Here is a 13,866-nt window from a genome sequence, read left to right on the forward strand (position 1 = left end):
TCATGTCCTCATTATTTGCTTAATGTCTGCGTCAAAGCATAATTGGCAACTTGTGTATGGGTTGGCACACCTAAATTCGATAAACAATTTGAAACTGTCACTTTAGATAGTTCTAAATTGGTCTTTTCAATCTCAAGCTTAGCTTTATCATCTGCTGTTGTGGCTGTATCTTTAATCTTGCTATTTGCAGTCGCAATATCCACATCTAACTCACTTTGCTTTGCACTTGGAATGCTATTAAAACGCGAGTCAAAACATTTATTGACTGCTTTCTTTAAATCATCATCACCTAAGGTATTTGAACTAAGGTTAGGAAAAATCGAAGTGGCATAAATGGTATACATTTGCGCAGGATCTTTTTTTGAGGACTCTGGATCAGTCCCTTTTTGCATATGCTGAAAAGCAACCGCATCTTTTGCATCCATCGCTTTAACAGCAATCTGTGTAATCACAGCACTGCGTCCTGATGTAAAAAAACCGCTCTCCATTTTGCAGAATCCTGTACTGCCTAAGCCATCATTCTTAATAGAGGAACCATTCCAGCTGATTAGACTTGAGTTTGAAAGGCTAAAGAAGTTTGTATTGCCCGATTTAAAGCAAAACACCAATTCCTTGCCAACATTATCCTCACCCTTGATATAACCAAACATACCGTTTAAGGCCATATTCTTCATTAATTGGTCAGGGTCTTCTATTTTGAATAATGCAGCATCTGAGTTCTGTAAAAGCAATTGCTGAGCTTGACTCATTGTCGAAACTCTTAGCGATAAAACACTAGAACGAATTGCCAAACTTCCAATGACCGTAATCGCAACGAGTAAAACCAAAACAATAATGAGGGTCGCGCCCTGTTGAGCTCTTCTCATGAGCGACCCCCTAAAGCATTTCTTAACGCAACAGTCTGCATAATCGGTGTTCTAACATAACGATTTGGAAAATCCGTTTTTTGAGTTATAGTCTGTCCAAACAGAGAGAACTCTTGCGTGGTTGATACTGCACGTTCAACACTTTTATCTTGTGCACGCGCAATCACACCCAATTGCACTGCAAGAATACGGGGCTTAGTTGTAGGAAATGTATTATAGTCAGCGACCGTGATATATCGCTTACCACTTGAGTTTTGTACTAAGAAGCGAACCCGAAACAAATCGACACGTTTCATGATAATTTCACCACTGCCATACAAACCTGCTGTATTTGATGTTTCCAAATTTGTTGCTACAGTTAAGCCAGCAGAATATCGACTCGATGCACATGCCAAAGCAGATCTTTCGGCATTTGTACCACTGCCATTGGTATCAGTACGCACAAAATAGCGTTCTAAAATATAGACATCTGTACGATCAATTAATTTCCCCTCGCAGTCATAGCCACCAACGTCAGTTGGTCGATATTGAATGACCAATTGATCATTTGTAGCATCTGCAAAATTCGTTGTTGTCACAGAAGTTGAAGCATCTGTCGTAGTCGTTTTTATACGCATATTACTCGCATTTGCCGCAATATTTGCCGTCACAAAATTGGCATTAAAATTAGTATTTAAAACCAGTTTGTCACTCATATTCGCTGAACTAAAAACAATACCAGACAGGTTAGATGTATTACTTAAACTCGCGGATGGACTATTTAGGTTTGCTTTTCGGATATTTTTAGCAATATATGCAAGACCAAAATTTTGATCATCTTGTAAATCAGTTGTATTCTTTTGCATAGCAACGTTACGTTGGCCATTTAAAAATAATAAAAGTGCAGCAGCAACAATAATTAATCCCAGAACAATCGAAATCATCAATTCAACGAGTGTAAATCCAGTTTGCTTTTTCATTTAGTAAACCTCCATCATTACACACGTCGAATTTGTTCTGTAGGCGTTTCCATTCACACAAGAACTTGTATTAGAAGTGCTATTTGTCGGCAGTGTATCCCCCCAAGCCACAAATAAACATTGTCTACCATTCGTATTCGGACATGCAGACATACCCAAGGTCATACCATACTGAGTTGCATAACCAGATAACTCAGCTACATCAAAATCAGCCAGTTGAGCCGCATTACAATATGTCGTTGCGCAATTTGGAGTTGTACTAGCACGGGCTTGAGTACCTGAAAGTTCTGCGGAATATGTATTTGTCCCGAGCCATCCATCTCGATTAGCCCGTACACGCTCTGCAAGATCTCTAGCAATATTAATTGCCTGAATACGCTGGGTTCCTTCTACTGTAGCTTCCATTGCACGGACTTGTAGCATGACATAGCCCAACACACCAATTGCTAAAATAATGAGCGCCACCAAAACTTCAATCATACCAATACCTTTCTGTGATGATCTCGCACTCATGGACAACTCCCATCTTCAATTTTTTCAATCTGGCCAAATTTAGTTAATGTTATTTTTTTTGAACTCGTTGGCTTGCTCGTTGTAGCACCTGAAGTTTTACATAACTCAACTACTGAAAAAGTACTCACCAGCACTCCATTTCCATCAAATTTAAGCTCATTATTCGCAGCAGTCTTTAAGGCAACCTGCCCATCCGGCATCCAATTTAAACCTGTCGCTGTATTACTGGCGGAGGAAGACAGCGTTAAAGTAATCTGCCTTTTCTCTAATATTGCCTTAGTTCTCGCCGCTTTAATTTCTTGGGTCAAGGTATTCGTACTTTTGTTTAAATTTTGATTTAAGCTTATGGAATTAAAAGAAGGTACTGCCATTGTTGCAATTATTGCTAATATTGCAATCGTGACCATTAGTTCTATAAGAGTAAATCCCTTACTTTTATACATGCACACCCCAAAGACTCAAAACCAACTACCCTATTACAAATCATATCGCGTTCACGTACAAATCAATTACAAATAGAGATAAAAGGTATAAAAAAACAGATAATTGCTAAAAAGCAATTATCTGTCAAATATTTAAAAATATCAGAATGTTAAGCAATTAACATTTTAAGCTTGCGTTACAGGAATACGTAACTCTTTCGGCAAACTAAAAGTAATATTTTCTTCACGACCTGCGAGCTCCAAAGGTGCTTTTGCGCCCCAATCCTGTAACCGCTGAATCACTTGCTTAATTAAAATTTCTGGCGCAGATGCACCTGCAGTCACCCCAATTTTTGAATCTTCTTCAAACCAACTTTGCTGTAATTGTTCTGCATTATCCACCAAATAAGCATGCTTACCCATGCGCTCAGCCAACTCTCGCAAGCGATTTGAATTTGAAGAATTAGGTGAACCTACAACTAACACCACATCACATTGTGTAGCTAAGTCACGAACTGCATCTTGGCGGTTTTGCGTTGCATAGCAAATGTCATCTTTACGCGGACCCTGAATTTGCGGAAATTTCACACGTAAAGCATCAATGACTTTTGCCGTATCATCAATAGATAGCGTGGTTTGGGTCACAAAAGCGACATGTGCAGGATCTTTAATCTCTAAAGCAGCAACATCATCTTCATCTTCAACCAAATAAATAGAGCCACCTTGCTTGGTGTCATATTGACCCATCGTACCTTCGACTTCTGGGTGCCCCTCATGACCAATTAAAATAGCTTCCACGCCTTCTCGCGCATACTTAGTGACTTCAATATGCACCTTAGTCACTAAGGGGCAGGTTGCATCAAAAACTTTTAATCCACGGTGCTCCGCTTCCTGTTGTACCGCTTTTGAAACACCATGCGCACTAAAAATTACAATATTATCATCAGGCACTTCATCCAGCTCATCTACAAAAATCGCACCACGCTGACGAAGATCATCTACTACAAACTTGTTGTGTACGACTTCATGGCGCACATAAATGGGCGGGTTGAAGCATTCTAAAGCCCGATTGACAATCGCAATGGCACGGTCAACACCAGCACAAAAACCGCGTGGATTGGCTAAAACAATTTCCATAGAATCCTCAATGCCCATTCAATAATTTGAATATTTAACTGAAATAAATGTAAACAATAGATGCCTAACTCTTTAGTTTAAAGCGTGTCTACTTTAAAATAGAGAAGATATTTTATCATATCAGGAAAAATATCATGTCGGGTCTCTTGTTTGTCGTTTCTGCAGCGTCAGGAACAGGCAAAACATCCCTCGTTAAAGCCCTGCTCGAACGTGTGAACAATTTACACGTGTCTGTGTCTCATACCACTCGTGGTCAACGCCCTGGTGAGCTCGATGGTGTTCACTATCATTTCTCAAATAAAGATGATTTCTTAGCTTTAGTTGCGAAAGGTGGCTTTATCGAATATGCAGAAGTATTCGGCAACTATTACGGGACTGCACAACAAACTGTAAAAGAACAACTTGAGAAAGGTCATGACGTCTTGCTAGAAATTGATTGGCAAGGTGCAGAACAAGTTCGTAAGCTTTTTCCTGAATCAAAACAAATTTTTATTTTACCGCCAAGCCAATTTGACTTACGTCAGCGCTTATCTAACCGCGGTACTGATTCTGTAGAAGTGATTGAACATCGTCTAAGCTGTGCAGTAGAAGACATGCAACAATACACAAACTTTGATTATGTCATTATTAATGATGACTTCAACAAAGCCCTACATGATCTAGAAGCAGTGATTATCGCGAATCGTTTGGTGTTGAAGCAACAAGCCAACCGACACTTAGAATTGATTCAAAAATTAATTACCCCGACTTCGCTGTGATTAAAACTTGAGTCTATAGCCAAAGACTCTTATACTGCACAGTCTGTTAAAATTTATTATTCAAACGAGATTTCTTATGGCACGCGTAACCGTTGAAGATTGTTTAGACCATGTAGACAACCGCTTTGAGCTTGTACTAGTGGCAAGCAAACGCGCGCGTCAATTAGCACGTCAAGGCATTGAACCTACTGTTGAATGGGACAATGACAAGCCGACTGTTGTTGCACTTCGTGAAATTGCTGAAGGCCATGTATCTAAAGAGATTCTAAAGCAACGTGATCAAGACTACCAAACTTCAAGCCTTGATCTTGCACTTTCAGCAAACAATCTTAACTTGGACGGTTTTTCTTTCCAATAATTAGAGATTGATGTAAAAAAGCCTAGTTTTTAACTAGGCTTTTTTATGTTCACACTTTTATATTGCGCCAATAACAGTTATAAATAAACAAATAGAAATGCTATGCAGATGTTGGTTTTTTTCATTTTTTTGAATGATTAAATTGACAAGTCATGCAATATGCATTTCATTAGAGGATTAACCGTTTCATTTGTAGAATTTAGTAGTAAAAGGTGTTTTATGCCAGGCCCAGAGGTCAGTCAAGCCAAGCAACAGCTGAAAATCATTATCGACGCTTATCTTCCAGAAAGTGATGTCGAACGTGTGCTTGAAGCTTGTGACTATGCCGACATCGCACATGATGGCATTACACGTAAAAGCGGTGAACCCTATATTCTGCACCCGATTGCTGTCAGCTGTATTTTGGCGCACATGCGCATGGATGCAGAAACACTGATGGCTGCACTTTTGCATGACGTCATTGAAGACACCGATTTTAGCAAAGAAGACATTAGCGAAAAATTTAGTAAAACCGTTGCAGAGCTTGTGGATGGGGTAACTAAGCTAAGCCAATCCAGCGATAAAGAATACAATAAAGCTGCGTCCTTCCGTAAAATTCTGCAAGCCACCCTACAAGACCCACGTGTCATTATTATTAAATTAGCCGATCGCTATCATAATATGACAACATTGGGTGCTTTACGCCCCGACAAACGTTCGCGTATTGCCAATGAAACCTTTGAAATTTTTGTCCCTATGGCACGCCTTGTCGGCATGAATGAAATGGCGGACAATCTAGAACATCTGTGTTATCAAAATTTAGACCTCGACATGTATAACAATGTCCAAGTCGCCCTTGCACAGACCAAACCGAAACGTTGCGAATACCAGACAAAATGGGAAAATAACCTCAACACACTGCTTCAAGAACATCAAATTTCAGGCCGAATTAAAAAGAAAAATAATAATATTGAGCTGTTACGCCACTTCGTTAAAAACGACATTGACCTGCAAGAGCTCACACATAGCCACGCCTTTGAAATTATTTTACAAAGTATTGCTGACTGCGACCGTATTGCAGAAATTCTAAGAAATAGCTTTCAAGTGCTACATTATGCCGATCATATTCGCCGCCCACTCCCTGGTGGCAATCAATCATTAATGATGCGTTTGAAAGGCGAAAAAACGACGCTCTCACTGACTATTCAGACTGAATTGATGCGTAAGGCTGCACGTTTTGGCGTAGTGTTAGGTGAAAATGCACCTCAAGCCTGTCGTTCAGCCATTCAAGCCTCTATGCAAAATCTAAACGTATTGGTTGATGGTGAGTGTGCTAAAACCACGTTTAGTGAATTATTAGATTATCTTCATCAAGAGAAAATTTGGGTATATACCCCACAGGGTCATTTACATGAATTACCTCAAGGGGCAACTGCTGTCGATTTTGCTTACTCAGCGAGCTTATTTTTAGGTAACCATGCCGTTGGTGCGAAAATTAATGGTGAAACCAAACCATTATCAACACCTTTAATGAGTGGTCAAGTTATTGAAATTATCACCGATGTGCTCGCTACGCCCAACCCAGACTGGTTAAGCTTTATTAATACGCAAAAAGCCCGCCGTGCACTACAAAATATTTTGCGTGATCAGGACTTGGATGAACAACGTTTGGTTGGTCAACAAGCCCTAAACAGAGCATTAAAATTATTTAATCGGTCTGTGAATGATCTGACCACCGAAGATTGGCAAGATATTTTAAATTGGCGACATATTGCAGATCAAAATCAGTTATTTGAACAAATTGCTGTAGGTGATTTATTGCCACAATTGGTTGCTAATCATTTATTTGCACAAGATTCAACACATAGCACAGCCAGCTCAGATCGCCTCATTCAGGGTACTGAAGGTGTAGACGTTAAATATGCACACTGTTGCAACCCTGTACTCGGAGATCAAATTCAAGGACATTTATCGCGTCGAGGCTTAATCGTACACCGTGCGCGTTGTCATAACCTCTTGCATGAGCAACACATGCACCCCGAAAATATTATGCCTTTACAATGGAATGCTGACGAAATTGAAGACATCAGTTTTAGTGCTTTCTTGTGCATTAATATGAACATGAATGATGAACAAATTTCAGAATTAATCTATCAATGCCGTAAAGAAAAAGTCGGTGTGGAATCTGTTCGTACACACGAAGATAAAACTTACGTCAATATCGTTGTCCATGACCGGAAACAAATTGCAAAAATTATTCGTGACTTACGTATGCTGTTTGGTTTCCCTCGTATTTCACGCCTAGCACAGCCTGTAAATTTTGCAGAAACATCGAAAGCAAGTTAATGTGCATAATCAGACCCTAATATGCGCAACTGCATAACTGAGCTTGATTTTGCATGCCATGTTACAAGGAGAAAAAGATGTCCCGCCAAGTGATCCATACTGAAAATGCACCTGCTGCAATTGGTACTTATTCACAAGCTATTTTAACTGGAAATACATTATACCTTTCAGGTCAAATTGGCTTAGATCCGTATAGCATGGAATTGGTTGAAGGCATCGAAGCCCAAGTACGTCGTGTTTTTGATAATCTAAAAGCGGTTTGTGAAGCAGCTGGTGGAACTTTAGCAGATATCGCAAAGCTAAATATTTTTCTGACAGATCTCTCACATTTTCAACTCGTCAACCAAATTATGGGCGAATATTTTGCTCAACCTTACCCTGCACGTGCGGCTTTAGGTGTTGCAGCTTTACCTAAAGGCGCTTTAGTTGAAATGGATGGTGTTGTTGTTATTAATCAATAAGATAAAAAAAACCATAAAAGACTACCGATAAGGTGGTCTTTTTTTATTCAAATTCTCAATAACCATAAACCACAAATTAAATGATTTTAATTGACAAACGATAATAATTATCAATAATATTACTTATCTTACTCATTCACTGTGGTTGTCGTCAAATGTACGTTTGTTTATGCCGTGGTATTACAGATCAAGACATAAAAGATGCCATTGCCAACGGCGCTGAAAGTTATCGTGAAGTGCGTGACTTACTTGACCTTGGTACTTGCTGTGGTCGCTGTGCACCTGAAGCGCGAGCAATCATCAGTGAAGAAGTAGCCATGATTGCATCCAAACTCGCAATCGCAGCATAAAACGTATAATCATAATCATAAATCAATAATCGCAAGATTATTCCTCCTCCCCCGCCATGACTCTAGGCGGGTTTGTTTTTTTAGAGCCTATTGTTTTTGATTGCGATTTTCATTTGCTGTTCAATAAACTACTCGCCATCTCAGCTCATCTTGTTTAAGATATTTTTAATACAATTTTTTTAGTGCCCAAGTCAATTTACTTTGGCAACCTTGATGGAGCAAATGCAATGAAAGGCAATCGTGATGTAATTAATCAGTTAAATCAGGTGCTCTACCATCATTTGACTGCAATCAACCAATATTTCCTGCATTCACGTATGTTTAATGATTGGGGGATTGAGCAACTTGGCTCTGCTGAATATAAAGAGTCTATTCGCCAAATGAAGCATGCGGATAAAATTATTGAACGTGTTTTATTTTTAGAAGGCCTACCTAATTTACAACATTTAGGAAAGCTCTATATCGGTCAACATACAACCGAAGTGTTAAACTGTGATGTACGTAAAGTAAAAGAAAACATTGAAGCTATACAGAAAGCCGTTGCCTTAGCCGAAACTCACATGGATTACGTCACACGTGATTTAGTACAAGAAATTCTTGAGAAAGAAGAAGAATGGTTGGACTGGGTAACAACTCAATTAGATTTGGTAGAAAATGTGGGTATTGAAAATTATATTCAAAGCAAGATTTAAGTTTTTAAAGCCCGCAACTGCGGGCCTTCTATTAAATACCTTTACACGCTGATGGCAAATATAATTGCCTAATCTCAGTCGATGCGCACTCCCAACGTGCTGAACCGCTTCCCGAATAATTCATCATTGCAAAAATAAGCTTTTTACCCGCAACTCCTGCATTCATTCCTGAACTACTAAAAGTAAACTCAAACGCACACAAAGCACCAGGGTATGTGGTATTTAAACCTACACTTTGTACATACTTAGAATTAATTAACCCAGATACTCCGCCCCCCATCATTTCTACAGACGCTGGACATGTCCCTCCTTCACCATAAATAGCTATTAGTTCCCCTTTGTATGAACTTGCCATATTCAGAGCCTCAGAAACCTGTGCACGTGTCGTATAATTTTGATAGGCTGGAATTGCAATAGCAGCTAAAATACCAATAATAGCGACCACAATCATAAGTTCTATCAACATAAAGCCTTTTTGCATTTCCCTTTCTCAAATCGCTCCATCATATAATTTTAAAATCAAAAAACATGCCAAATATTTGTTTTTAATATTCATATATTTATTTTTATAGTTTTTTGATCAATGTCGTTTTTTGTCTAAAGATGACGAACTTTATCACTTTATTACTATCAAAAACTAGATACAATGAGCTAACAAATTCATTAATTTATTCAACATGGTTAAAAGAAAAATTTTAATAATCACACGTAATCTCCCCCCTCTTATTGGTGGTATGGAACGACTCAACTGGCATATTGCAGATGAGTTAGGTCAACAAAATGAAGTTATTTTATTAAGCCATATTCAAGCAAAAAAACAGGCCCCACCTCAATGTAAATTTTATAGCGCCCCACTCAATCCACTACCTCTTTTTTTAATATTTTCTTTCTTTAAAACATTTCTGATTTGTTTATCCACAAAACCAGATACCCTATTTGCTGGAAGTGGCTTAACAGCACCTATTGTAGTTTTCTGGGCAAAGGTTTTTAGAAAAAAAAGCATTATTTATCTTCATGGGCTAGACATAAACAATAATAGCTTTACATACCAAAAATTATGGATGCCCTTCCTTCGCTCAGCAGATTCTATTATCTGTAATAGTACTCCTACAAAAAGACTAGCGTTAAATAAAGGAATAAGAGACTCAAAAATCTCCATCATTCATCCAGGTGTAAATTTTCCTCCAAAAGAAAGAGATGAAAACCTAATCACAGATCTAAAAAATCATTTCTGTATTCAAAATAAAAAAATTTTACTCTCTGTTGGACGCCTAACTGAAAGAAAAGGGTTATTAGAATTTATTGAAAACTGTTTACCACAGATTGTAAAAGAAATACCAAACACTATTCTTCTTATTGTCGGTGATACAGCAAGTAATGCGCTAAATAACAAATTTCAAAATAAAGAAGAATTGCTAAAAATTGCCAAAAAAATAAATGTTGATCAAAATATTATTTTCACTGGTGCTGTAGATGAAAAAACTCTAACTCAATTTTATTATATGGCGAATATACATGTATTTCCCGTAAAGCATATCCCAAATGATCCCGAAGGTTTTGGCATGGTTGCGATTGAGGCTGCTTCGTATGGCTTACCAACTGTAGCATTTACAACTGGAGGAGTCATTGATGCGATTAAAAGCAAAGAGAGCGGTTTTCTAATAACAAGTCAAAACTATCTTGAATTCACTGCTTACACCATTCAAATATTAAAAAATCCATCTATAATTCAAATGGAATCATGTCAAAATTTTGCCAAAAAATTTGCATGGCATAATTTAGCTAGAAAATTTCAAAAGGTAGTAAATTAAAAGAATGGACGTACTATTTATTGGTAAAAGATTTTATACAAATCGTGATGCTTATAATGAAAAATTTGGTCGCATATATCAAATTCCGTACTATATATCCCAAAAAAAGACGACCCATCTTTGGCTCATTGACTATCACACTCGAAATACAAACAGATCAAATGATCAACAATTAGAAATTACCACCACACCTGTCTTTAGCTTAATGTTTCTTTATATGATATTTAAAATGATATTTAAAAGACCGAAGTTAATTATTGCGAGCGGTGACTGCTATATTGGCTTATTAAGTCTCATTTTATCCAAAATTACTCGTTCAAAATTTATTTTTGATGTATATGATAAATATGACACATTTTCTGGATATCGAAATTTATTTGGGATTAATTTATATCAATTATTACTTAAAAAATCAGATATGTGTCTTTTCCCTAGTTTAAAATTATTAAATGATACCAACAAAATATGCCAGAAAACATTTTTTGTGCCAAATGGAATCGATGAAAGTCTTTTCTATCCAAAAGATAAGAGTCAAGCACGACAAAACTTCAATTTAGAAAATAATCATTTATATATTGGCTATTTTGGTAGCATGGAAACAGAAAGAGGAATCGATGACTTAATTCAAGCTACAAAAGTAGTTCGAGCAACAGGTATTGACTTAAAAATACTAATAGCCGGTACAAAGAGAATCGATTTAACTCTTGATGATGAATTTATTCATTACTTAGGCAATATTCCTTTTAATACAGTATCTACAGCAATGTCATGCTGCGACTTACTCGCACTACCGTATAGACAATCAGCATTAATGGATCATGGATCATCATGTAAAATCGCTGAGTATCTAGCACTTAATATCCCAATTGTCAGTACAAATAGTTCTAATTTTTCTTCAAACTTTAACTTAAGTAAAACTGAAACATCAATGCTATCAGAATGCTCAGATCCAAATAGTTTTGCACAAGCAATACTAAATCAACTTAAAAATCCATATTACTTCAAAGCAAAAGATGACCGCACCTGGACTTATATTAATCAGCAACTATATACAGTACTATTTAAGGGCGAGTAAACGCTTAAATATTTTCAATACAAGTAAGATAAATTGAATCCATTTATTCTTGCCAAGTAATAGCTGAACTCTAAACTTTTCAGTGCATGTACCAATTGTATCTTCACTACTCACACCACTTGTACCAAACTGCCCAACAATAGTATCCAACTGAATAATTTTTGCACCATTTTCACAGCATCGCATTATAAAAAATTGATCTGCTGCAATAGGAAATTTTCTAGAATAAAAACCATATTCAAAATGCAAATTCTTCTTAACTAATGTTCCAAGAGAGTGGCAGGTAATATAAGCACACTGATCAAACAACCATGCACCACCTTTCCTCACACAAACTGAATGACCATTTTTATGAACTATACCAGTAACGATATCAACTGAATCATCTATAGAGGCACTATAATCATAAATAGCATTTTCATAAAAGACATCATCAGCACCTGCAACTAAATAATATTCGGCAGAGCTGAGTTTAATCCCTTTATTTAAAGCATCATAAATTCCAAAATCTGGCTCAGAAATAATCCTAATATTTAGATCGCTTATACTCTTCAAGATTTCCAATGTTCGATCTGTGGAAGCTCCATCAACCACAACCCATTCAAAATCCTTATCTTTCTGAACCCTTAAACTTTCTATCAAATTTTGTATACATAACTCAGCGTTATAGACAGCTGTAATTACACTAATTTTATATTTATTATTTTCCAGCATTATTGAACACGTCCATATAAATCTTCAAAACGATGAATATCATCTTCGTTCAAGTACGAACCTGTCTGTATTTCAATCAATTCCAAAGGAATACAACCTGGATTCTCCAATGAGTGAATTTCTCCAATAGAAATATAAGTTGATTCATTTTCACTTAATAAAAAAGTATTTTCGCCTTTTCGCACTTTAGCCGTCCCCTTCACAACAATCCAATGTTCTGCACGATGATGATGCAACTGTAAAGATAACTTTTGACCTTTATTTACGGTTATTCGTTTCACTTGATAACGAGTTCCAACATCTATACATTCGTATTTTCCCCACGGCCTAAAAGCTTCACAGTGGATTGTTATTTCCGTTCTTTTATTATCCTTCAAAATTTGTACGATATCTTTAACATGCTGTACATAAGCTTGGTTTGCAATCAATATTGCATCTTTTGTTTCCACGACAATTAGGTTAGTAACACCAAGGAGACTGACTAATTTATCTTGGGCGTAAACTAAGTTTTTTTGACTATGCAGTTGTATTACATCACCTTTTAATACATTTTGATCTTTATCTTTTTCTTGAATATCAAAAAGTGCGGACCAAGATCCAATATCACTCCAACCTGCATCCAGCTGAACCATCAACAAATCAGCTACCCTTTCAATCAATGCATAATCAATGGAGATATTTGGACATTGTTTAAATTTCTCCAAATCAATACGAATAAAATCTAAATCAGCTATTGATGTTTCATACGCATTTATACATGTACATTTAATGTCGTTTGCATATTGATCCATTAAATCTAAAAATCTAAACAGATCAAACATGAACATACCACTATTCCATGCATATCCACCTGTTCGTAGATAATTTTCTGCTGTTGCTAAATCAGGTTTCTCTACAAAATTTTCAACATGATAAAGAGTACCAGAATCTATAGACGCACTATATTTGATATAACCATAACCTGTTTCTGGGTAAGTTGGTTTAATACCAAAAATTACAGCAGGCGCAACATTCAAATAACCATAAGCTTGCTCAATACTGAATTTAAATGCTTCATGATTTTGTATTTCATGATCAGCAGAAAGAATAAATAGGCTAACATTTTGTTGTTGATATTTTTTTTGAGCATGCAGAGCAGCGAGTGTTATTGCTGGTGCTGTATTTCTTCCAATCGGCTCTAAAATGATATCAGCCTGATCAATATCAATCTCTCTTAATTGCTCAGCAACAATAAAGCGATGTTCTTCCCCACAAATAACCATAGGAGCAGTAAAAGGCAAATCTAAGCTTCTGAGTCTTAGAATTGTATTCTGTAATAAAGAATGCTGGTTTAGTAGCCTTAAAAATTGTTTTGGATAACTACTACGAGATAATGGCCATAACCGCGTGCCAGAACCTCCTGCCAAAATCACAGGAACAATCATC

The 13,866-nt window shown here is 36.9% G+C and carries 16 protein-coding genes; 8 read left to right on the plus strand and 8 right to left on the minus strand.

Annotated features, from left to right (window positions below):
* Positions 1-11: 11 nt before the first annotated feature.
* The 5 genes from D9K81_RS09700 to ispH all read right to left on the minus strand — a co-directional run bounded on the left by D9K81_RS09700 (position 12) and on the right by ispH (position 3,897).
* Positions 12-866: a pilus assembly PilX family protein gene (locus D9K81_RS09700; protein WP_120373622.1), complete on the minus strand. Its 855-nt coding sequence runs from the start codon at positions 864-866 to the stop codon at positions 12-14.
* A complete protein-coding gene (locus tag D9K81_RS09705; protein ID WP_120373623.1) occupies positions 863-1,825 on the minus strand; it encodes a PilW family protein in 963 nt (320 codons plus the stop codon). The genes D9K81_RS09700 and D9K81_RS09705 overlap by 4 nt, the downstream gene beginning before the upstream one ends.
* Positions 1,826-2,338 carry a type IV pilus modification protein PilV gene (gene pilV, locus D9K81_RS09710; RefSeq protein ID WP_120373624.1) on the minus strand — a complete coding sequence of 171 codons (513 nt, stop codon included), beginning with the start codon at positions 2,336-2,338 and terminating at the stop codon, positions 1,826-1,828.
* On the minus strand, positions 2,335-2,781 hold the full coding sequence (locus tag D9K81_RS09715) for a pilus assembly FimT family protein (protein WP_120373625.1): 447 nt from the start codon (positions 2,779-2,781) through the stop codon (positions 2,335-2,337). The genes pilV and D9K81_RS09715 overlap by 4 nt, the downstream gene beginning before the upstream one ends.
* A 165-nt stretch (positions 2,782-2,946) precedes the next feature.
* Positions 2,947-3,897, minus strand: coding sequence for a 4-hydroxy-3-methylbut-2-enyl diphosphate reductase (ispH, locus tag D9K81_RS09720; RefSeq protein WP_120373626.1), 951 nt, complete (start codon positions 3,895-3,897; stop codon positions 2,947-2,949).
* A gap of 134 nt (positions 3,898-4,031) precedes the next feature.
* Here ispH and gmk point away from each other — a divergent pair, with 134 nt between their 5' ends.
* From gmk to bfr, 6 genes are all read left to right on the plus strand, one after another.
* Positions 4,032-4,655 (plus strand): guanylate kinase, encoded by a 624-nt coding sequence (gene gmk, locus D9K81_RS09725; protein ID WP_120373627.1) that lies wholly within the window; start codon positions 4,032-4,034, stop codon positions 4,653-4,655.
* Positions 4,656-4,731: 76 nt separating this feature from the next.
* Positions 4,732-5,013 (plus strand): DNA-directed RNA polymerase subunit omega, encoded by a 282-nt coding sequence (gene rpoZ / locus D9K81_RS09730; protein WP_120363916.1) that lies wholly within the window; start codon positions 4,732-4,734, stop codon positions 5,011-5,013.
* Positions 5,014-5,232: 219 nt separating this feature from the next.
* Positions 5,233-7,338, plus strand: coding sequence for a RelA/SpoT family protein (locus tag D9K81_RS09735; RefSeq protein ID WP_121523261.1), 2,106 nt, complete (start codon positions 5,233-5,235; stop codon positions 7,336-7,338).
* 77 nt (positions 7,339-7,415) lie between these two features.
* Positions 7,416-7,799: a RidA family protein gene (locus D9K81_RS09740; RefSeq protein ID WP_106983954.1), complete on the plus strand. Its 384-nt coding sequence runs from the start codon at positions 7,416-7,418 to the stop codon at positions 7,797-7,799.
* Between the two features lie 155 nt (positions 7,800-7,954).
* On the plus strand, positions 7,955-8,149 hold the full coding sequence (locus D9K81_RS09745; protein ID WP_120373629.1) for a bacterioferritin-associated ferredoxin: 195 nt from the start codon (positions 7,955-7,957) through the stop codon (positions 8,147-8,149).
* Positions 8,150-8,376: 227 nt separating this feature from the next.
* Positions 8,377-8,841: a heteropolymeric bacterioferritin subunit Bfr gene (bfr, locus tag D9K81_RS09750; protein WP_120373630.1), complete on the plus strand. Its 465-nt coding sequence runs from the start codon at positions 8,377-8,379 to the stop codon at positions 8,839-8,841.
* Positions 8,842-8,872: 31 nt separating this feature from the next.
* Here the strand turns inward: bfr and D9K81_RS09755 are convergent, their stop codons facing one another.
* Entirely contained in the window at positions 8,873-9,322 is a 450-nt protein-coding gene (locus D9K81_RS09755) for a pilin (protein ID WP_120373631.1), read from the minus strand.
* A 253-nt stretch (positions 9,323-9,575) separates the two neighbouring features.
* On the opposite strand from D9K81_RS09755, the gene D9K81_RS09760 reads away from it, so the two are divergent.
* Both D9K81_RS09760 and D9K81_RS09765 read left to right on the plus strand, forming a co-directional pair.
* On the plus strand, positions 9,576-10,652 hold the full coding sequence (locus tag D9K81_RS09760) for a glycosyltransferase family 4 protein (RefSeq protein ID WP_228199815.1): 1,077 nt from the start codon (positions 9,576-9,578) through the stop codon (positions 10,650-10,652).
* Positions 10,653-10,656: 4 nt separating this feature from the next.
* Positions 10,657-11,727: a glycosyltransferase gene (locus tag D9K81_RS09765; RefSeq protein WP_120373633.1), complete on the plus strand. Its 1,071-nt coding sequence runs from the start codon at positions 10,657-10,659 to the stop codon at positions 11,725-11,727.
* Here D9K81_RS09765 and D9K81_RS09770 read toward each other — a convergent pair.
* Together D9K81_RS09770 and D9K81_RS09775 are read right to left on the minus strand one after the other, a co-directional pair.
* Positions 11,710-12,441, minus strand: a complete 732-nt coding sequence (locus tag D9K81_RS09770) for a glycosyltransferase family 2 protein (RefSeq protein WP_120373634.1) — start codon at positions 12,439-12,441, stop codon at positions 11,710-11,712. The genes D9K81_RS09765 and D9K81_RS09770 overlap by 18 nt on opposite strands.
* A complete protein-coding gene (locus D9K81_RS09775; RefSeq protein WP_120373635.1) occupies positions 12,441-13,865 on the minus strand; it encodes a mannose-1-phosphate guanylyltransferase/mannose-6-phosphate isomerase in 1,425 nt (474 codons plus the stop codon). The genes D9K81_RS09770 and D9K81_RS09775 overlap by 1 nt, the downstream gene beginning before the upstream one ends.
* Position 13,866 lies beyond the last annotated feature (1 nt).

The organism is Acinetobacter chengduensis (assembly GCF_003664645.1).
GTDB classification, from domain to species: Bacteria; Pseudomonadota; Gammaproteobacteria; order Pseudomonadales; family Moraxellaceae; genus Acinetobacter; species Acinetobacter chengduensis.